The sequence below is a fragment of the Denitrificimonas halotolerans genome (assembly GCF_034259425.1).
Classification (GTDB): domain Bacteria; phylum Pseudomonadota; class Gammaproteobacteria; order Pseudomonadales; family Pseudomonadaceae; genus Denitrificimonas; species Denitrificimonas halotolerans.
Genome location: NZ_JAXIVU010000003.1, coordinates 25,149 through 45,614 on the forward strand (window position 1 = coordinate 25,149; position 20,466 = coordinate 45,614).

The 20,466-nt window shown below is 46.3% G+C and carries 23 protein-coding genes and 2 tRNA genes; 4 read left to right on the forward strand and 21 right to left on the reverse strand.

What is annotated here, in order from left to right:
- Window positions 1-5: 5 nt before the first annotated feature.
- From TOI97_RS03355 to TOI97_RS03410, 12 genes are read right to left on the reverse strand one after another with little or no spacing between them, the layout of a single operon-like run.
- Window positions 6-1,559, reverse strand: a complete 1,554-nt coding sequence (locus tag TOI97_RS03355) for a F0F1 ATP synthase subunit alpha (RefSeq protein WP_321552715.1) — start codon at window positions 1,557-1,559, stop codon at window positions 6-8.
- A gap of 10 nt (window positions 1,560-1,569) precedes the next feature.
- Window positions 1,570-2,334, reverse strand: a complete 765-nt coding sequence (locus TOI97_RS03360; RefSeq protein WP_321552716.1) for a F0F1 ATP synthase subunit B family protein — start codon at window positions 2,332-2,334, stop codon at window positions 1,570-1,572.
- 6 nt (window positions 2,335-2,340) lie between these two features.
- Window positions 2,341-2,619 (reverse strand): F0F1 ATP synthase subunit C, encoded by a 279-nt coding sequence (locus TOI97_RS03365; protein WP_321552717.1) that lies wholly within the window; start codon window positions 2,617-2,619, stop codon window positions 2,341-2,343.
- Window positions 2,616-3,314 (reverse strand): F0F1 ATP synthase subunit A, encoded by a 699-nt coding sequence (locus TOI97_RS03370; protein WP_321552718.1) that lies wholly within the window; start codon window positions 3,312-3,314, stop codon window positions 2,616-2,618. Before TOI97_RS03370 ends, TOI97_RS03365 begins: the two co-directional genes overlap by 4 nt.
- The gene (locus tag TOI97_RS03375; RefSeq protein ID WP_321552719.1) at window positions 3,315-3,620 is read right to left on the reverse strand and encodes an ATP synthase subunit I; all 306 of its coding nucleotides are present in this window, start codon (window positions 3,618-3,620) and stop codon (window positions 3,315-3,317) included.
- 38 nt (window positions 3,621-3,658) lie between these two features.
- Window positions 3,659-3,946, reverse strand: coding sequence for an AtpZ/AtpI family protein (locus TOI97_RS03380; protein WP_321552720.1), 288 nt, complete (start codon window positions 3,944-3,946; stop codon window positions 3,659-3,661).
- On the reverse strand, window positions 3,943-4,347 hold the full coding sequence (locus TOI97_RS03385) for an ATPase (RefSeq protein ID WP_321552721.1): 405 nt from the start codon (window positions 4,345-4,347) through the stop codon (window positions 3,943-3,945). Before TOI97_RS03385 ends, TOI97_RS03380 begins: the two co-directional genes overlap by 4 nt.
- Entirely contained in the window at window positions 4,344-5,786 is a 1,443-nt protein-coding gene (gene atpD / locus TOI97_RS03390; RefSeq protein ID WP_321552722.1) for a F0F1 ATP synthase subunit beta, read from the reverse strand. The genes TOI97_RS03385 and atpD overlap by 4 nt, the downstream gene beginning before the upstream one ends.
- A gap of 57 nt (window positions 5,787-5,843) precedes the next feature.
- Complete coding sequence (locus TOI97_RS03395) at window positions 5,844-6,545, reverse strand: RNA ligase family protein (protein ID WP_321552723.1); 702 nt, start codon at window positions 6,543-6,545, stop codon at window positions 5,844-5,846.
- Window positions 6,546-7,094, reverse strand: a complete 549-nt coding sequence (locus TOI97_RS03400) for a hypothetical protein (RefSeq protein WP_321552724.1) — start codon at window positions 7,092-7,094, stop codon at window positions 6,546-6,548.
- On the reverse strand, window positions 7,087-8,469 hold the full coding sequence (locus tag TOI97_RS03405; protein WP_321552725.1) for a DUF3696 domain-containing protein: 1,383 nt from the start codon (window positions 8,467-8,469) through the stop codon (window positions 7,087-7,089). The genes TOI97_RS03400 and TOI97_RS03405 overlap by 8 nt, the downstream gene beginning before the upstream one ends.
- Window positions 8,470-8,498: 29 nt before the next feature.
- Window positions 8,499-9,818 carry a Na+/H+ antiporter family protein gene (locus TOI97_RS03410; protein ID WP_321552726.1) on the reverse strand — a complete coding sequence of 440 codons (1,320 nt, stop codon included), beginning with the start codon at window positions 9,816-9,818 and terminating at the stop codon, window positions 8,499-8,501.
- Between the two features lie 227 nt (window positions 9,819-10,045).
- On the opposite strand from TOI97_RS03410, the gene TOI97_RS03415 reads away from it, so the two are divergent.
- Window positions 10,046-10,261, forward strand: a complete 216-nt coding sequence (locus tag TOI97_RS03415) for a VF530 family protein (RefSeq protein WP_321552727.1) — start codon at window positions 10,046-10,048, stop codon at window positions 10,259-10,261.
- A gap of 478 nt (window positions 10,262-10,739) precedes the next feature.
- On the opposite strand, the gene arcC is transcribed toward TOI97_RS03415, so the two are convergent.
- The 8 genes from arcC to msrB all read right to left on the reverse strand — a co-directional run bounded on the left by arcC (window position 10,740) and on the right by msrB (window position 16,448).
- The gene (gene arcC / locus TOI97_RS03420) at window positions 10,740-11,657 is read right to left on the reverse strand and encodes a carbamate kinase (protein WP_321552728.1); all 918 of its coding nucleotides are present in this window, start codon (window positions 11,655-11,657) and stop codon (window positions 10,740-10,742) included.
- 5 nt (window positions 11,658-11,662) lie between these two features.
- Window positions 11,663-12,661, reverse strand: a complete 999-nt coding sequence (locus TOI97_RS03425) for an ornithine carbamoyltransferase (RefSeq protein WP_321552729.1) — start codon at window positions 12,659-12,661, stop codon at window positions 11,663-11,665.
- A 53-nt stretch (window positions 12,662-12,714) separates the two neighbouring features.
- Window positions 12,715-13,944: an arginine deiminase gene (locus TOI97_RS03430; RefSeq protein ID WP_321552730.1), complete on the reverse strand. Its 1,230-nt coding sequence runs from the start codon at window positions 13,942-13,944 to the stop codon at window positions 12,715-12,717.
- Between the two features lie 359 nt (window positions 13,945-14,303).
- Window positions 14,304-14,379, reverse strand: a tRNA-Gly gene (locus TOI97_RS03435).
- A gap of 5 nt (window positions 14,380-14,384) precedes the next feature.
- A tRNA-Glu gene (locus tag TOI97_RS03440) sits at window positions 14,385-14,460 on the reverse strand.
- A 140-nt stretch (window positions 14,461-14,600) separates the two neighbouring features.
- Window positions 14,601-15,008 (reverse strand): PA2817 family protein, encoded by a 408-nt coding sequence (locus TOI97_RS03445; RefSeq protein ID WP_321552731.1) that lies wholly within the window; start codon window positions 15,006-15,008, stop codon window positions 14,601-14,603.
- Between the two features lie 95 nt (window positions 15,009-15,103).
- Window positions 15,104-16,000 carry an ATP-binding protein gene (locus TOI97_RS03450; protein ID WP_321552732.1) on the reverse strand — a complete coding sequence of 299 codons (897 nt, stop codon included), beginning with the start codon at window positions 15,998-16,000 and terminating at the stop codon, window positions 15,104-15,106.
- Between the two features lie 52 nt (window positions 16,001-16,052).
- On the reverse strand, window positions 16,053-16,448 hold the full coding sequence (gene msrB, locus TOI97_RS03455; protein ID WP_321552733.1) for a peptide-methionine (R)-S-oxide reductase MsrB: 396 nt from the start codon (window positions 16,446-16,448) through the stop codon (window positions 16,053-16,055).
- Window positions 16,449-16,669: 221 nt separating this feature from the next.
- On the opposite strand from msrB, the gene TOI97_RS03460 reads away from it, so the two are divergent.
- The 3 genes from TOI97_RS03460 (at window position 16,670) to htpX (ending at window position 19,658) form a co-directional block, all read left to right on the forward strand.
- Complete coding sequence (locus tag TOI97_RS03460; protein ID WP_321552734.1) at window positions 16,670-17,881, forward strand: pyridoxal phosphate-dependent aminotransferase; 1,212 nt, start codon at window positions 16,670-16,672, stop codon at window positions 17,879-17,881.
- A 212-nt stretch (window positions 17,882-18,093) separates the two neighbouring features.
- Entirely contained in the window at window positions 18,094-18,585 is a 492-nt protein-coding gene (locus TOI97_RS03465; protein ID WP_321552735.1) for an RNA-guided endonuclease InsQ/TnpB family protein, read from the forward strand.
- A gap of 200 nt (window positions 18,586-18,785) precedes the next feature.
- Window positions 18,786-19,658 (forward strand): protease HtpX, encoded by an 873-nt coding sequence (gene htpX / locus TOI97_RS03470; RefSeq protein ID WP_321552736.1) that lies wholly within the window; start codon window positions 18,786-18,788, stop codon window positions 19,656-19,658.
- A 67-nt stretch (window positions 19,659-19,725) separates the two neighbouring features.
- Here htpX and TOI97_RS03475 read toward each other — a convergent pair whose 3' ends face one another.
- Window positions 19,726-20,463 (reverse strand): transporter substrate-binding domain-containing protein, encoded by a 738-nt coding sequence (locus tag TOI97_RS03475; RefSeq protein ID WP_321552737.1) that lies wholly within the window; start codon window positions 20,461-20,463, stop codon window positions 19,726-19,728.
- Between the last annotated feature and the right edge of the window lie 3 nt (window positions 20,464-20,466).

The following is a 20,466-nucleotide window of genomic DNA, read 5'->3' on the forward strand; positions in this document are numbered from 1 at the left end:
AATTCTCACTCAGAATCAGCAACTTCAGGCAAATCAAATGCAGTTAGGGCATTGCGCGCGCACTTCACGATCAGCTTATGATCATCATCTTGCAGGGGTTGGTTGTCAGCAATACGCAGCTCAATCTCGAGCAGCTCTTGCCGTGCCGCTTGGCGCACCACCCCCATCGCAGCATTGATCTCTGTTTCACTTAACCGATCATACAAGCCTGCTATCGCCGCAACCAAAACCACTAATTGCTCTAAAGCAGGCATTGGATCACGTTCAGCTTGGCGCAACGCCGTCCGCACTGCATTGCCACGAGCTAAGCGTGCACGAGTGGTATCATCTAAGCGTGTGCCAAAACGAGCAAAATCTTCCAGCTCTTCAAATTGCGACAATGTAACTCGCAAGTTACCGGAAACACCACGTAAAGTACGGTTTTGTGCTTTCCCCCCCACACGGGACACGGACAACCCTAAATCTACTGCTGGAAATTGGTTTTTACGCACTAATTGCGGTGATAAGTAAATCTGCCCATCGGTAATAGAAATCAAGTTCGTCGGAATATAAGCAGATAAGTTACCTGCTTGCGTCTCTACCACCGGCAAAGCAGTAATAGAACCACCGCCTATTTCTTGGCCAAATTGACCAGCCCGTTCCAACAAACGAGCATGAACATAGAAAATATCGCCCGGAAATGCTTCCCGCCCTGGCGGTCGACGCAACAATAAAGACAGCTCACGGTAAGCACGCGCATGGTGCGTCATATCATCAAAGATCAGTAATACATCCTTCCCCTGAGCAGAAAAGTACTCTGCCATGGTCATAGCCGCATAAGGCGCAAGATAAGACAACCCAGGCGCTTCTTCATCACCTGCACTGACCACAATACTGCGCTGCAACATATCGCCATCAGTTAAAGCACGAATCACTCGTGCCACAGCATCACCACGTTGACCAATGGCACAATAAATACAAATCACTTCTGAGCGGGCTTGATTCAAAATAGTATCAATAGCAATAGAAGTCTTACCAGTTTGACGATCACCAATAATCAGTTCTCGCTGACCCAACCCCACAGGAATCGCTGCATCAATCGCTTTAATCCCCGTTGCTAAAGGTCGATAAATCGGGGTGCGATTCATAATGCTTGGTGCTTCTGCTTCTATTGGATGCTCTGCAATAGCATCAACAGGACCTAGTTGGTCCCGTGGCCGGCCCATGGCATCCAGCACGCGCCCAAGTAAGCTCGGACCTACTGGCACACTCACCACTTGACGGGTGCGATACACAGTTTCCCCTAAGTGAATATTTTCTGAAGGCCCTAATAAAATCACTCCGAGGCGACCAGGTTCCAAGTCAAGAACCACACCTTGAACACCGCAGGCAAACAACAACATCTCATCAGCTAAGGCGCGTGCTAGCCCTGACACAATGGCGACGCCATCTGCTACTTCAGTAACCACCCCTGTTTCAGTAAGCACAGGCTTAGGTGACGGGCTACGAGTCAAGTGCTCAAGCCAAATACTAAAGCTCTGTTCAGATGTTTGAGGAATCGAATGATCAAATTGGCTCACGATGCTCTCCTTAACGCGTTTCAAGACGTACAGAAGTAGCTGTGGATGCGTGCTGGGTGAGCAGCTCAGACAGTTCATCCATATAACTGTCAGTGGTCCAAGATACTTGCGCGCCCCCAACCTGCATCACCAAGCCTGGGGCTTGCTCTATATCGGTTGCAAACTCTAACGTCACCTTAGGTAACCATTGCTGTACTTCCTGCTGCAACAGTGCCTGGGTAGAGTCAGGCAGCTTATCACGGGTTGTTACTCGTGCTTGCTTACTGTCAGCCGCTGCTTGCTGCAGATCTACAGCAACCGCCTGCAGCTGCTTACCAATATGGCGCACTATAGCGTCTTCTAAATTTTCATCAGCTAAATCATGTAAAGCTTTACGGGTCAATTTTAATAAGACCGTGGATCCTGCCTGTTGCAAACGCTGATTAAAGAGGTTCCGTTCATGCTCTAAGTGCTGACGTAAATCCTGCTGCTCTTGTTGAAGTTTGGTACGCGCCTCTAGCAAAAGCTGATCTCGCTGTTCTTCTGTTACAGCGAGGGCTTTTTCCAACAAAGCATCTTGCTCTAATACCAACTGAGCACGCTGCTTAACATACTGGCTTTGTGCAGTTTTCGCTTCTTGCTGTGCTTGCTCAGCTGCCGCCATACGCTTAGCAATCTCTGCTTCACGAGCATCAATACCCTCTAGAATTGGGCGGTATAAAAAACGTTTAAGCAACCATAACAGCACTAAAAAGTTAGCAATTTGCGCCAGCACTGTAATCCAATCAATGGACATATGCGATTAACCTCCGGCCGCCACCTGCATGGCATCCCAAAACGGGTTGGCAAAAATAAGAATCATAGCCACTACAAAGCAATAAATCGCGGTGGACTCAATCATCGCTAAACTGACAAATAAAGTACGCGATAATGTCGGTGCAGCATCAGGCTGCTGAGCAATCGCAGCAATCGCTGCTGCCGCTGCACGCCCCTCACCCAGTGCAGGCCCAAGTGAACCAATGGCCATGGTTAAGCCGGCAGTAAAAATAGAAACAACTGCAATTAGCGCAAGTTCTGTCATGATTTTTTATCCTTGTCAGATTTAGAAAGCGGCGGCTCAGCCATCGCAGAAGAAATATATACAGTCGCCAAAATGGCAAAAATATAGGCCTGAATAAAACCTGTGAGCAGGCCTAACATATCCATCACTACAGGAAAAAAGAATGGAGCAATACTGAGCAAAATAGCGGCAATCACGGCCCCACTCATTACATTACCGTATAAGCGCATCGCCAACGATACCCCTCGTGAGAACTCTCCAATAATATTGAACGGCAACATAATCAAAGAGGGCTCAATAAACTTATGCAAATACTGACGCACCCCCCCGTTAACAATTCCAAATAAAGGTATGGCAATCAACACCGATAAAGTTAGGGCTACAGTGGTAGATAATGATGATGTAGGTGCAGCAAACCCCGGTACCACAGTCAATAGATTGGAAGTCGCAATGAATAAAAACAAAGTGCCTGCAAAATAGATCACATGGCGCGCACCTGTGTGAGTCACTTCCTGAATTTGACTCTCAATCATAGTCACAATCAACTCTAAAGCACTGCGCCAACGGCCTGGAGCTTGATCAGCACGTAAATTACGGGTTACCAAAAACGAAACCCCTACCAATAAAACCATCACGATCCATGTATTGACAATGGTTGCACTCACTGGCCAACTGCCTAAGTGAAAAATAATGCTTTGATCGGGGCTAAGCTGCATCTACGCACCCTCCTGCTGGGCCAAAACGGTGCTTTTCGCACGCCAGACAGTCAAAATACGCACCAGTAAAAATGCCAACATATAACCTACTAATGCCCATAAAGAACCATTGAACTCGATTAATGCAAAACCGACCCCTAACAAAATGCTTAAACGTATAAAAAAACTGAGCATTAATAAGCGCCCTGGGGTTGCTGATCCCAACGCTTTGCGTATACCCCAGTTTAAGCCCCAAAAAAACAACGCAGCCATAAGTAAACCTACAGCAAAACCAATCAAGATTGCGCTTGTCTGAAACTCAATCATTCCATATCTCCCTATTTAACACATCGCCGTCAGGACGTTTATTTATCGCGATTTTTCTCAACCCAGCTCCAAGCCACCATGCCACCGACAACAACACCACCTAGAATTAAAGCTATTGGCCAAGAAAAATTTTGCGGAGCAATACGATTAAGCCACATTCCCAAAAACGCACCAGTAACAGTAGGAATAGCAATTGACCAACCAATTACACCAAAGACGCCCAAACCACTCAGCGGACTATACTTAGGCTCACCACGTGTTTTCTGCATGCGCTCAGCTCGACGACGAATTGCCTTAGCAGGCTTATCCTCCTTCATTCCAGTCATATCAGTGGCTTCCGTAGATCACTGAAGCGTCGCACAATACCTGCTTCAAGCTTAGATAATGCTGTACGCGCCACTCTCTCGTCTTCATCCACTTCAGTAAAAGTATGCTCAATAGTTTCATGTAAAGTAGCTAAATCCGAGCCTTGCACACCACGACGCACTGCAATATCAACATCATAGCCCTGTTTAACCAGCACTCCCTGATCGATACCAAAATACTGCTCCTGCCCCTGCTCATCAGTGATGACCAAAACCGATGGCACAAGCGCAGTGACAAAGTCCGTATGTTTAGGCAGCAAGGTAAAAGCACCATTTTCTGCTTCAGCAAACACTTTACTGGCACTACCACTCCAGAGTAGTAGTGTTGGCAAGCGCACATTGACTCTCACAGGCTGACTCATGTTTCCACCTTGAACTCAGGCAAAGCACCAATCATGTAGTAATCCATCTCATCATCCTCAAATTCCGTTTGCTGCAAGATGCGCTCACAACCTGTCAAAGTATCCTCAATAGAAACACGTTGACCGGCTTCACCGCTAAAAGACTCCGCGGAAAAAAAAGGTTGCGTTAAAAATCGCTCTAAACGGCGTGCACGAGCAACGACCGCACGGTCCGCACTTGACAACTCTTCCAGACCTAACATGGCAATAATATCGCGCAGTTCCTCATATTCAGCCAAGGTACGCCGTACCGCCCGTGCGATATCATAGTGACGCTGCCCTACCACAGCAGGTGTCAACATGACTGAAGTTGAAGCCAACGGGTCAACAGCGGGGTACAACCCCTCACTAGCTCGTTTACGGGATAACACCACAGAAGCCGACAAGTGTGAAAAAATATGTGCCGCTGCGGGGTCAGTAAAGTCATCCGCAGGTACATAAACAGCTTGAATCGAGGTAATAGCTCCCTTACGCGTAGAGGTGATACGCTCTTGCAGTGTTGCCAGCTCTGTGGCTAGAGTAGGCTGATACCCCACTCGCGAAGGCATTCGCCCAAGCAGCCCAGACACCTCTGAACCGGCCTGAACAAAGCGGAAGACATTATCAATGAGAAGCAAAACATCCTGTCCAAGGTCATCTCGGAAATATTCAGCCATAGTTAAAGCTGTCTTACCCACCAAATAACGCACCCCTGGCGCCTCGTTCATTTGACCAAACAGCATCACTGTTTTATCACGAACGCCAGCCTCACCCATTTCCCGATACAGTTCTTCCGCTTCTCGAGAGCGCTCGCCAATTCCACAGAACAAACTGACACCTTTATAATGCTGTGCAGTGTTGTTAATTAACTCTGTAATTAAAACGGTTTTTCCAACACCAGCACCACCAAAAAGCCCTGTTTTTCCGCCACGCTCAATGGGCGAGAGTAAATCAATAGCTTTAATTCCAGTTTCGAGGATAGCACTATGTACCACGCGTTCTTCTAGCGCTGGTGGAGGTTGATGAATCGAACGGAGCAGTGAAGTGTTGGGGGCAGGTAGATCATCAATAGCCTGCCCAAAAACATTCAACATACGGCCTAGGACAGCTTCACCTACTGGCACCTGAATCGGAGCGCCCGTCGCCCGCACTGACATACCCAGACCTAAGCCGCGCACAGGGGCCAGAGCCATACAACGCACAGTGCCTCGATCCAATAATGCAGCCACTTCCATGGCTAAATCGCCCGCGTATAAAAGATCTTGGATACGCGGCACATGATCATCAAAGTGCACATCAACCACGCCACCACGAATTTTAATCACTCGACCTTGCGGAGCATCTGTTGAGACACTGCGCTGTGCATTAACAGCTTCTACTAAACTGGCAGACTCTGACATTTGTTCTACTCCTTTACTCATGCCACACCCTACCTTCAATATCTGATCTATCGTTGAGTTGTAAGGCAAATACTCTGCTTATTCATAATCTTCAGCCGTAGGTATTCGCACATCGTTCCACTCAATAGCACGACTGCGCCAATGTTCTTCGATGGTTTGCGCAAAATCAGCACGCACCAGCTTAGCACGAGCCTCGCACCACATGTCTGAATCATGTCGCATCACCACCCCCTCAGGATTACCTGCACGGTAACGGCTGTCCACTGTATCCAATAAGTGTTTTAATTCATCTAAAGTGGTATACCCCTCAAACAGCGTTGGCACAACTGCTAACCCCATTTTCCCTGCAAGCTCATTACGTCGTGTACAGCTCCAAAACTTACCCTCAGTACGGTCATACACATCAAATACAACAAACCAGTCCGGTAAGTTATCGTACTCAAGAGAGTGCCGTGCGGCACACCACTCACCAAACAAAATACAGTCTGCGCGCAAGTGGTCAGCAATAGCATATTGGTGCTGGCCAAGCCATGAATTTAAGCGTGAGAATTGCCCTGCAAAAGGTTCTAACAGATACTGCCCTCGGTTTTGTGCACGTAACTCTCCATTATCGCGCAGCGAAATCCCTAAGTTCGCACCATCTAGCTTTTCTTCTACGCGCAAAGGTTGAGCTAAAATACTTTCAACTTCTGCGCTATTCAGAACTTTATCATCACGTGGCATACCATCGCCGAGCCAGTCAATGTGAGGTGTGTGAGGAAATCGAAAAAAATCAGACATCTAATTACTCTCCGGCATCGCAGGGCTTGGCACATGCCGCTGCTTTGGGAACTTGATATTATGAAAGCGCAACGCATCCGCAGCGCACAAAAATTTAACTTTAATTCCATGCTCAGCTAAAGTTTGCCACCAATCAATCCACTTGCAGTCCGCTGCCTGCCAAATAGTGGGCTTATCAGGGTGAGCATTCGCTACGGCTGGAAATACTCGATCTGGCGGATCAAACTCAGCCTGCAAGTTTGGGTCGGGAAACTCAGCATAAAGATCAACTCCAACGGGGCTTATGTTGACCATTTCAACCCGTTTAGGGTTACCCATATTGCGCAGCAACCACTTTAAAAACACATCACCAACGCCACGTGGTGGGTTAATGTTCGTTTTATTTTGGTACTCACCTAAGATATGAAAACCATCGTCAATGACAACAATGCCTTCCGTTTGTATCTTCTGTAAGTGCTCAATACAACTAGCAATACAATCTTGCGAAACATCATCATGTTGTTGGTTAGCTACCAATAAAACGTTGGTATCAATGACTGCTTTAAACATCATCAACACCTGATGCATTGTCTTGACGCTTGCGCCGCACAGCCGCCATTGCTCGTGCAGCAATATCTGTCATTTCATCACCAAACAAATTGGTTGGCCAATTGCTAATTTCACCGTAAGTATCCACGTTTAAGGCTTCAATGTGAGTCTCTTGCTCCTCATTACGACTGCAAAAATACAACGCCACATCTTCATGGCTGATTACACCTTCAGCGATGCGTCTTTGTAACCTATTTAGAAAATGCTCGGAGTGACTCTCAACAATAATTTGTACATTACGCGCTTGATGATTTTGTTTTGCCTGCACACCAGCAATGAGTAAGTCAGCTAGACCTGCCTGCACATGAGAGTGCAAATGAATCTCCGGCTGCTCCAACCAAACAGTTGAGTGGGGCTGAGCATAAAAAATCTGCACGATAATCGGTAATAACTGAGAAATACCGAAACCTACATCCATTAAATTAGCAGCGCTAGCTTCCCTATGGTTTTTCAGCACCACACAGTAGTTATCAATACTCTGTGCCACCAACTGCACGCTAAAGTCCGTCGCGACTCCAATCTGCTTGAGCCAATACGCAACCGCTTGTTGCAAACTCTGCTCTGGCAACTCGTCAGCCACTTGTAAAGTACGCTGTTCAGCACCTGCGGCTAATATAGCTGCAACAGCTGACCTACCATCACGACCGACGTCAGCGGGCGTGTCACCTTGCCAAATATAACGACGTTTTGGCGCGACACGTAAAGCGGCCAATGAATGTAGATGAGTTAAAATATGCGCAGTCTGAGCTGCTAGACTATGAACCCATGATGCAGCTGAATCTTCCGTTACAGGCAATTGATCAAAGCGTTTAACACGCTGTTTTGCAGCCAATGGAATCCGCTCGCAGTGCTGTCTAATCTGCACTAACAGAGTGTCTTTATCACTCGCAGAGTAGGACACTTGCAGTAATTCTTCGCCCTTCTGTAACCCCTTATAACAAATAAAATCAACCTGTGGCTGTTGTGTCAGATCTGCAACGAAACTGACCCGCAACTGCAAACTATCTAAAATTATAGGTGCCTGTTCAGGCATACACTTGAGTTTAAGCGTTGGGGCCAACTGCCAGTGCAATTCAAACTCTAAAGGCTTATCAAGCTGTCCTTGATGTAGGTTCTGCGCAAAGCCCCCTAAATCAATAAGACTTTGCGCATTACCAAAATCCAGTGGTTGCGTAACAGTACTGGACTGCACTGTTTGTTTAAGTGCTAATAATAATTGACCAAGGCTACTTTTTCCCACGCTGTTCTCGCCAAAGAAAACAGTCAAAGGTGCCAATTTAATCGTCCCTGTATCCTGCCAAGCTTTAAAGTTTTTAATACGCCATGAGGTCAACATTCTTTAGCCTTCCTTAACAAACTGAATCTTCACAATAGCATTGCAGCAGCCCAACCAAAGGCCAATAATGGCAAATTATAATGAATGAAAGTCGGTACTACGGTGTCCCAAATATGATTGTGTTGGCCATCCATATTTAAACCCGCAGTTGGCCCTAAAGTTGAGTCTGAAGCTGGTGATCCGGCATCACCTAGTGCACCTGCCGTACCTACAATACACACAATCGCCAATGGGCTAAAACCTAACTGCAAAGCTAAAGGTACAAAAATTGCTGCAATAATTGGCACAGTAGAAAACGATGATCCAATACCTAAAGTGATCAACAGACCCACTAAGAGCATCAAGATTGCCCCTAATGCCTTGCTATCACCAATCACACTCACAGATGAGTCAACCAAGGTTTGAATATGACCTGTTTCACGCATCACCTCGGCAAAACCTGAGGCAGCAATCATAATAAAACCGATCATTGCCATCATTTTCATGCCTTCGGTGAACAAGCCTTCGGTCTCTTTCCAGCGCACAACACCGGCTAGAGAGAACACTACAAAGCCAAGTAAAGCACCCATTATCATAGAGTTCAGCCATAATTGCGCAACAAAGGCGACAACCACTGCAACGCCTGCTGCCAGCAAGCTTTTAGGATTATAGTCATTGCTAGCCGAACCCACCTGACCTGTGTCAACAGTCTGATAAATACGTTTTTTACGGTAGCTAATAAAGATTGCAACTAGCAGTCCGCACAGCATTCCCAAGGCAGGAATCATCATTGCTTGCATCACGCTAAGACCTGTCACATCAACCCCACCCTTTGCCACATTAGCAAGCAGAATCTCCTTCAAGAAAATGCCACCAAAGCCTACGGGTAAAAACATATACGGGGTAATCAAACCAAAGGTCAGCACACAAGCCACTAAACGACGGTCTAATTGCATGCGCCCCATAACATACAACAACGGGGGAACCAATAACGGAATAAAAGCAATATGAATAGGTAGAATATTTTGCGAGGAAATTGCCGCAACGAGCAATAACATAATCAGCATCCACTTCACCAACTCTGTGCCTTTACCTTCTTGTTGGCCAATCATATTCAACACTTTTTCAGCCAGCACATTGGCGACACCTGACTTACTGATGGCTACTGCAAATGCACCTAGCAGTGCATAAGACAAGGCCACTGTAGCTCCCCCTCCTAAGCCTTTCTGAAAAGCTGCAAGTGTGCTCTCTATCCCCATACCTGCCAGCAAACCGCCAGCAACAGCCCCCACGATGAGTGATACCACCACGTGTACACGCAGCAAACTCAGCACCAGCATTATAGCTACTGCGATAACAACAGCATTCATTTTGCCCCCGGTCTTCTTACTATTAATCTGATACGCAGTTGTTGCGTATTCATTTCCAAGCGCGAAGTTTACACCGGTGGTCTAAAGAATAAACTCTAGTTTCCCCATCAACTGAGTAAACCCGGTATTCTGTTGCCAATATACGTCTATTGTAGAACCTCAAAAATCCTGCCCCAATGCAGTTCTGAGGTCTTTAACACATAACACTCTTCAGACAGGATAGCAGCATGACAGGCACAAACGACCCACTCCATGGCCTCACCTTAGCAGCCATACTTGAACGTTTAGTCGCACATTTTGGTTGGGAGCTCTTAGCTCAACAGATCAATATCAACTGTTTTAAAACGGATCCATCAATCAAGTCCTCATTAAAATTTTTACGTAAAACGCAATGGGCACGAGATAAAGTGGAAACGTTATATATATCGACATTTAATACTTGACACACTCCCACACTAAAAACAAGGAGCGACACAGCTCGACAGCCAGCTTCGACTGCAAAATATTTCCCAACTATATTGATAGCGCAGCCGTAGACAGCAGCATGCTCACGACATACCTATTTTTTCATACCAAGTACTGCGTGTTCATGCACTGCACTATCGGACAATGACCACAACAGCTATAAAACTAAGGTGATGCATGTTGCGTGAACACCTCTAAAACAGCTCTAGCATGAATACATTTGTATTCCAGCATTGTTTTTAATTAACCCAGCCAGTACCAACACTGACTGGGCCATCTTAATTTTAATAACTTTTAAGCTGCTGATATAACCCGCACAAATTTCATCGCTAGAACTGACCAATTCTTAGCAGAATGTATGCAATCTTGCTATTCCGCTCCGAATCAAAAGTACGATGCTTTCACTTTGCAGTAAAAGTATTATGGCAGTGCGATATGGTTGTAAATGCAGAATACTCAGTCGTTACTTTGCGCCACAAACTGAGTACCGGCATGACCAGACAGCATAGCGAGCGCATCCGACAAACGACCAATAGCACTGAACCCACCGGACGCTGCAAAACTGCTTGCAGCCTTAATTTTAGGCCCCATTGACCCTGCAGGCACATCCAGCCTCCCCCCTTGCGCAACAGTCAGCTTACGCAAAGGTCGAGCTTGCGGCGTTCCAAAGTTTTGATACACCGACTCCACATCCGTCAACAACAATAAAGCATCAGCACCCAGTTTTTCAGCTAAAAAAGCACTGGATAAATCTTTATCAATCACCGCTTCGATACCTTGCAAGCTCTGATCAGCTCGACGTACAACCGGTATACCACCCCCACCATTACACACCACAACTACATTCTGCTCAACCAGCAGCTTTAACACCTGCAAATCAGGTATGTCTTTAGGTTGCGGAGAGGCAACAACACGTCGCCACTTATCACCATCTTGAGCTATCTGCCAACCTGATAATGCAGCGCGCGCCTCAGCTTCTTGCTGATTATAAACAGGCCCTATGTATTTAGTTGGATGAGCAAAAGCAGGATCATTCAGATCGACTACCACCTGGGTTAACAAGGTAGCGATGGGTTGCTTATGCTTCAGCTCATTCTCCAACTCTTGTTCAATTAAATAACCGATCATTCCTGCTGTCTGAGCACCCAATACATCTAATGGGTAGCTTTCTTCCGGTTTATAAGCATCATTTTGCAATGCCAACAAACCGACCTGCGGACCGTTACCATGAGTGATTACCAAACGATGTCCAGCACGAACAATATCTGCCAGAGCTTTTGCTGCAACCTTTACATTTTCGCGCTGGACTTGCGCAGTCAAGGGCTCACCGCGCTGCAATAACGCATTGCCACCTAGGGCTGCTACAACCAACATAATATTTATCCTAAAGTCGCCACTAACACTGCTTTAATGGTGTGCATACGATTTTCTGCTTGCGCAAAAACAATAGATGCTGGACTTTCAAAGACTTCATCAGTGACTTCCATGGCATCAATGCCAAACTTTTCTTGAATATCCTTACCTACTGCTGTCTCAGCATTATGAAATGCAGGTAAGCAATGCATGAACTGTGCACGTGGATTACCCGTTTTGGCCATCATTTGTGCATTCACCTGATACGGCATTAGCAACTCAATACGCTCAGCCCACACTTCATCAGGCTCTCCCATAGATACCCACACATCGGTATAGACAAAGTCCACTCCTTTAACGGCTGTATCAATGTCCTCAGTAATAGTAATACGTGCACCGGTGGTTTGAGCGATGGAATAAGCTTCATCCTGAATGTACTGCTCAGGCCAACAAGCTTTAGGAGCACATAAACGCACATCCATACCCATTTTAGCACCGCCAATTAGCAGACTATTACCCATATTGTTCGCTGTATCACCAACAAACACATAAGCGATTTCATGCAACGGTTTTTCGCTATGCTCTTGCATTGTAAGCAGGTCTGCTAGAATCTGAGTGGGGTGAAAATCATCGGTTAAACCATTATAAACGGGTACACCAGAGTACTCTGATAACTCATTCACGATCTCTTGACCGAAGCCACGGTACTCAATGGCATCATATATACGACCCAATACACGCGCGGTGTCTTTAACCGATTCTTTATGCCCAATATGTGTCCCACTTGGGCCTAAATAAGTGACCCGTGCACCTTGATCTAAAGCGGCCACTTCAAAACTGATCCGAGTACGCGTTGAATCTTTTTCAAAAATCAGCGCAATATTTTTACCTTGCAAACGCTGCTTCTCAGTACCCGCGTACTTTGCTGCTTTAAGATCCGCAGATAACTTCAGTAAAAATTCAATTTCTTGGGGGGCGTAATCGCGCAACGTCAATAAATCGCGATTTTTTAGGTTAAAAGGCATGCATCTGCTCCTTGGTTAGCAGCTGGATAAATGAATTGCAGGAAAAATAAATATTAAATAGGTTCACGTACCGTTGGACAGCTCATACATCGACTGCCACCGCGCCCACGACCTAACTCGGCGCCAGGTACTGTCAGCACCTCAACACCTGCAGCAGCCAATGCTGCATTTGTATCATCATTACGATCGTAGCCAATCACTACACCTGGGCTAAGCGCCAACATATTGTTACCATCATTCCACTGTTCCCGCGCCCGCTCTGCGGGATGTTCGCCGCCAATTGCGACAACATTGAGTGAGGCATAACCTAAAGCCTCAGCAATGACACTAAACAAATGACGCGAATCTTGATAGCAGGTATAGGATGTACCGCTTGCATCTGGACGCAGATCATAACAAATCATTTGATCTACGACCTCAGTAAATGCAGTGACAATATTACCACCACAAAAGGTAAGGACGGTATCTAAGTGCATCGCGGCTCTTGCTTTAGGCATTTGGCAAGCAATAATTCGATCCGCACTTCCCTTAGCAAATAATGCCAACGCCAACTGCTCAACAGCTTGAGGTGAGCTGCGTTCCCCCATACCCACCAGCACGACGCGATTACCGATTGGCATTACATCGCCACCCTCTAGCGTAGCTAAACCATAACTGTTCAGCCGGCATCCCAAAAGCACATCCACCCGTCCAGCAAACTTAGGATGGAATTTATAGATTGCAGCAAGCAATAATGTTTCCGGCTGACGTACAACCCAAAACATCGGATTGAGCGTTACACTGCCATACACCCAAGCACTGCTATCTCGGACAAATAGAAGGTTAGGCAAAGGCGGTAAAATAAAACCGTCTCCAGAAAGTTGCTGAACCAATAAAGCACTGGATCTAAAAGGCAAATCTCTCACCTCTAAACCACCAATCAAATACTCAGCTAGCTGCACCGCGGGCATTTCATCTAGCCAAGCGCGCAATTCTGCAAGTACTCCTACACCAACCTCATTCCAAGTAATACGCTGATTTAGAACCCACTTACGCGCTATTGAATTCTCGAGAGTCTGAGCCAACAACTCATTGACATCTAACACCTCAATATTCCGTGCCCGCATCAAGCTAACAAATATATCGTGATCCTTTTGCGCTTGTTTCACCCATAAGACATCATCAAACAATAGGTCTTTACAATTACTCGGTGTTAAACGCCGGTGCGCTAATCCTGGACGACACACCAAAACTTGGCGCAATTGGCCTGCCTCAGAATGCACACCTAAAGTAAACTCTGTCATTCCAGTATCCTTGACTCACCTAAAGAGTAAACCTAACCAGATTAGCAGCCTAACGAGTCAGTAACTGCATCCTGACACACCAAACAATAAACAGCTCCAATCGACCCAAGCCACTTCTACAGCCTGCAACCTCTTACATCAACGCTCACTAAGAACAGCTGCACCCATGAAGACCACTGGAAGAAAAATTAAACATACTTACCCAACTGGCAATAACCAAGTTGTAGGATCTTTAGAAAAGACATACAAATTCGAGCAAGCTCAAATAAGAATGGAAATGGAAATTTTGTATAATGATAAATTAAAGACGAAAAAAAAGAGCCTTGCGGCTCTTTTCTTCTTAGCGTTAACGCCAAATTTGGAGCGGGAAACGAGACTCGAACTCGCGACCCCAACCTTGGCAAGGTTGTGCTCTACCAACTGAGCTATTCCCGCAAATATGGCGTCCCCTAGGGGACTCGAACCCCTGTTACCGCCGTGAAAGGGCGGTGTCCTAGGCCACTAGACGAAGGGGACGCAGCCTTGGAGCTTAACAGCTTGCAACTTCTAAACTTATTGCATCAGCCTTTTGGCTTTGCCTTGTTGTCTGGAAGTGGTGCGTATATTACTGATCGCCCCACCTCTCGTCAACCCCTTTTTTAAAAAATATTTCAATTTTATTGCTTAGGGGTATCTTCCGGCATAAACATGAGCTGTAATTCCTGCGCCCAATTAAAATCCTCTCCCTTTTCTAAAGCCTCAAAGCGGCGCTCTTCCAAGATTTGAAACTTATCAATTTCCTCATCAGGCATAAAATGTAAGCAGTCACCACCAAAGAACCAGAGCAAATCACGCGGCACCAAATGCGCAATTTGCGGGTAACGCTGAAATACCTGACTTATAATGTCTTGTCCCATATACAAATCTTCTGTGCTTTCACGCAGGCGAGCCACCATGTCATCAAAACGCTCAATAAACAACGCATGATGATTTTCAGGCACCACCTCAGCATCCGCAACGGCCACTAAAATGGTACGCAAATGTTCCAGAAGCTGAATATGATGTTCGACGTGCGGTGTAGTCATAGCAATATCCCCTTAAAAATAAGCCGCGCAGTATAGGGCTTGCATAATATTAACCCAAGACGCACTGCTGTATTTACCGTGCGCGACCATCAGCTTTACTGTTCTTGCTGCGTTAATAACTGCAAACCTACCCACTGCTTGGCAAACTGCGCAGCACAACGACCATTACGATTACCTCGAGCTTGCGCCCAACTGATAGCAGCTTTAGCCAACTCATCACTAAACTGCCACTGCAGCTTAAGCGGTTGTGCATAGTGCTCAATCCAGTGTCGCACCACATCCAAGTAATGTTCTTGGCTAAATGGATAAAATGACAGCCACAAACCAAATCGATCAGATAAAGCAATTTTATCTTCAACCGCTTCGTTAGGATGCAGCTCACCTCCCGCACCACGTTGCCAGTTTTCATTATCACTATGATGCTCTGGTAGCAAATGTCGACGGTTCGACGTTGCATACAAAAGCACGTTATCCGGCGCACGCTCTAAGGAACCATCTAACACGCTTTTTAAGATGCGGTAATCCCCCTCCCCCGCATCAAACGATAAATCATCACAGAACACAATAAACCGTTGCGGCAAACCTACCAAGGATTCAACAATCATAGGTAAATCAGCCAGTTCATTACGTTCAACCTCAATTAAGCGCAAGCCTTGCTCAGCATATGCGGATAAAAGTGCACGCACTAAAGAGGACTTTCCCGTACCACGTGCGCCCCACAATAAAGCGTGATTTGCGGGATAACCACGCATAAACTGTTGGGTATTGCGTAACAGCTGCTTTCGCTGAGTGTCAACACCTAACAAATCACTCAGCTGAATATCAGCTCCCAATTCAATGGTCCGAAAGAAGCTACTATTACCTTTGCGCTGCCAACTAGCCGCAAAAACCGTATTCCAATCCACAGGCTCAGACCGCTTCGGCAGTATTTGCTCCACCTGCTGCAACACTTGGTTGGCACGACGCAAAAACTCATCCTTTAACTTAGACACAAGACTCACTCCAAATTCATTAGATTCTCATACTAGCCAAGTTCGCACCTACTCAGCTCTCAGGGTCGAGCTGTAATGCCACTGAGTTAATGCAATAACGCAACCCTGTTGGCTCTGGACCGTCAGGAAAAACATGACCTAAATGTGAATCACAACGCGAACATACCACCTCAATGCGCTGCATCCCCAAGCTGTTATCAGGGTACTCTATCACCGCATCTAACGTAATCGGTTGCCAGTAACTCGGCCACCCACAACCTGCGTCAAATTGATGCCTAGCATCAAATAATGGCTGCCCACAACATACACAGTTAAAAACACCTTTAAATTGAGGTAATTGATATTCACCAGTAAAAGGTCGCTCAGTTCCAGCTAATCGACAGACCCGAAACTGTTCAGCAGACAACTCAGCACGCCACTGTTCTTCACTTTTTTTAACTTTTTTCATCTCTTTCTCCCATTAAAGCGCAACGATAAGCGTAACGCTCCCTTTCACCTTTGCCAGCACAGTCGTATGATAGACATCATTAAACACATCGACCTAAGCTGCCAATATAAGGCAGCATGCAACTATAAATTGCACGGGCACCTATGCGACAGCGTTCATCACCGCTGCTTATCGACAGTTCGCCCCCTTATTGACCTATTTTATTCGGGATACTCAACATCATGCAGTTCAGCAAATCGAACAAGCTCGCTAACGTCTGTTATGACATTCGCGGTCCTGTCCTGGAGCACGCTAAACGCCTTGAAGACGAAGGCCAGCGTATCTTAAAGCTTAATATTGGTAATCCTGCACCCTTTGGCTTCGAGGCGCCAGAAGAAATTCTTCAGGACGTTATTCGTAACTTACCTACAGCACAAGGCTACAGCGACTCTAAAGGCTTGTTTAGCGCGCGTAAGGCGATTATGCAGTACTATCAACAAATGAATGTACCCGGTGTTGGTATTGAAGACATTTATTTGGGTAATGGTGTTTCTGAGCTGATTGTAATCGCCTTGCAAGCTTTGCTTAATAACAACGATGAAGTCCTCTTGCCTGCTCCAGACTACCCATTATGGACGGCAGCAACGAGTTTGGCCGGTGGCAAGCCGGTACACTACCTGTGTGATGAGCAAACCGGTTGGTTTCCGGACGTTGACGATATGCGCTCAAAAATCACAGCCAATACCAAAGCTATAGTGTTGATTAACCCTAACAACCCAACAGGTGCGGTATATTCTAAAGAAGTCCTGATGGATATTATGGAGTTAGCACGCCAACACAATTTAGTGGTATTTGCTGACGAAATTTACGATAAAATCTTGTACGATGACGCCAAACACATCTGTGCAGCTTCACTTGCTCCAGATGTTTTGTGCCTCACCTTCAACGGTTTATCTAAGTCTTATCGCGTTGCGGGTTTTCGGTCTGGTTGGGTTGTAGTGTCTGGCCCTAAACACCGTGCTCGTAGCTACATTGAAGGTCTAGATATCTTATCTAACATGCGTCTCTGCGCTAACGTACCGGCGCAGCACGCTATTCAAACAGCACTAGGCGGTTACCAAAGCATTAATGACCTTGTCTTGCCCAATGGCCGTTTGCTTGAGCAGCGTAACCGCGCCTGGGAACTCCTCAATGATATTCCAGGCATCAGCTGCGTAAAACCAATGGGCGCCTTATATGCTTTCCCTAAAATCGATCCTAAAGTTTGCCCTATCCATAACGATGAAAAATTTGTTCTGGATTTATTGCTTTCCGAGAAACTCTTAATCGTGCAAGGAACAGCGTTTAACTGGCCTTGGCCTGACCACTTTCGAGTAGTAACGCTGCCACGCGTAGACGATCTGGAACAAGCTATTGGACGAATCGGAAATTTCTTAAAAACTTACCGTCAATAAACGAGCTCTAACCAGATTTTTTTATCAGAATCGCGTAAGACCTCGTACTTTTAGTGCGGAGATGAATAGCGAGGGCTGCGTAAGCAGCCCCTTAACAGACTGCTAAAGTCTTTGCAGTATAGGTTGACACTGGTATTGTATACAGCATGATAAAGCACACCAAAACATTAACAGTCCGAGTACGAGACAGGCATGTGCCCTTGCTAAAGCGCATGGCTCGCAGCGTCAATTTCGTCTGGAATTTTGTCAATGAGTTAAGCCAACGCTCGATTAAAGAGCGTGGTGTGTTTTTGTCTGCTTTTGATATGCACCCTTACACTGATGCATTGCACAAGTTCAGCCCTAAGCTAGTCAATCGCTGCGGTGAAATCTATGTGGGCAATGTCAGTAGCTTAAAACTCGTTAAAACCACGATGGCCAAGTCAGTGTTGGACGCTGGCTGGGGTCAATTAAAAACAATGTTGGACTATAAATGCGCTCACGCAGGCATTGTTTTTAAGGGAATTGACGAGGCATACACCACCCAAACCTGTTCGAGTTGCGGCAGCTTGCCCGAATCGAGGCCGAAAGGTATCGCAGGACTTGGAATAAGAGAATGGACGTGCAGTGGGTGTGGTGTCACCCACGATCGCGATATCAACGCGGCACGTAACATTCTCACGGTCGGGCATGGTCGTCTAGCAGTAGTAATTCCCGTCCTTTAGGTCGGGGAGGATGTCAATACCTTTTTAAATTGATCCCGTGCTTCACTCAAACTAGCACGCACTTTAAAATATGCAGTAAAAATAGGCGGGGGGTTCTGCAATCGCAACGCCTTGACACAGCTTGCAACAGTCCCCCACTTGAAGTGCCGTAGCACAACCCTTATATAGTTCATGGTTTAAATTTTTGGAGTTTTTCGCACATGATGCGTATCTTTTTATTCTTAGCCACCAACCTTGCAGTCTTGTTGGTTGCCAGTATCACTCTAAGCTTATTGGGCGTAGACCGTTATACAGGCACAAACTATGGAGACCTCTTAGCATTCTGTGCTGTTTTTGGTTTTGCAGGCTCGCTAGTGTCTTTATTTATATCCAAATGGATGGCAAAAAAAAGCACGGGCACACAAATCATTACCGAGCCACGTACCCGCCAAGAACAATGGTTATTACAAACCGTTGAAGAATTGGCACAAAAAGCAGGTATCGGCATGCCAGAGGTTGGTATTTTCCCTGCCCATGAGTCCAATGCTTTCGCCACTGGTTGGAACCGCAACAGCGCACTCGTCGCAGTCAGCCAAGGCTTACTCGAGCGCTTTTCTCCTGAAGAAACCAAGGCAGTCTTGGCTCACGAAATTGGTCACGTCGCTAATGGGGATATGGTCACTCTTTCATTAATCCAAGGTGTTGTTAACACTTTTGTAATGTTTTTCGCCCGTATCTTCGGTGATTTTGTCGACCGTGTTGTTCTCAAAAATGAAGAAGGTCGTGGGATTGGTTACTTTGTGGCGACCATTGCTGCCGAGCTAGTCTTAGGCATTTTAGCAAGCATCATTGTCATGTGGTTCTCGCGTCGTCGTGAATTCCGTGCGGATGAAGCAGGTGCAGACCTAGCGGGGAAACACGCTATGATTGGTGCGCTTAACCGCTTACGTGCTGAGCAGGGTTTACCATCTGAAATGCCAAAAACTCTAACCGCTTTCGGTATCAGTGGTGGTTTAAAAGATGGCTTAGCAGGCTTATTAATGAGCCACCCTCCTTTGGAAGTACGCATTGCAGCTTTACAGCAGCGCAATTAAAGACTCATACATTAAAAGCCCAGTCAGTACTCTATAAGCTGACTGGGCTTTTTTTTGGCCATATCTTTCAACCATGTGAGTAAGCACTCGCCAAAGCTTTACTTAAACGCTTACGCATAGCCGCGGTATTGCAAACTGAATCTTTAGCAATGGCTAAAAAACGTTTCTTCACAACCACTGGTGGTTCAAGCGCTTCAAAACGTCGTAGCAAATCATGCGCCTGCAAATATTTTTGCATAGTTTGCTGCTCCGCTAGAATATAATCGGCTTGCCCCTCAATCACTTGATACGTCGCCTCTTCAAGGCTGGCTAGCTTACGTAATGGCCAATACTGCAACTGTGCTTGCCGATCAAAGTCCGGCATCTGCTCTAACTCAGCAACATGCACACCGCGCAAACCACGCAACTCTGGCCACTTTTCAACTGTTGTATACTCAGCCGTTCGCACCCATAAGCGATAAATGGTCTGCAAATAGGCAGGTGCAATATAGTTGAGCTGCGGATCGGGCTCGGGTTCAGCACGCACCCCTACAACCAAGTCAACACGACCACTGCGCGCCTCCGTTAAAACATCAGCACTACCCACCTGTTCCAGTTTAATATTGACTGCAGAGCCTTGTGCTAACGCTTTCAAGAGCTCGGAATTGAGCTGCTGCTGTCGCAGCCGCTGAGCTGCCGTAAAGTGAGGCGAAACATAACTTACCGCAATCAAAGCCTCACATTCTTGCTGCTGTGCATAAAGATTTTGCGGCACCACCCAACTAAAAAAAAGTCCGGTAACATATAAGGTAAATCGGCTTTTCATAAA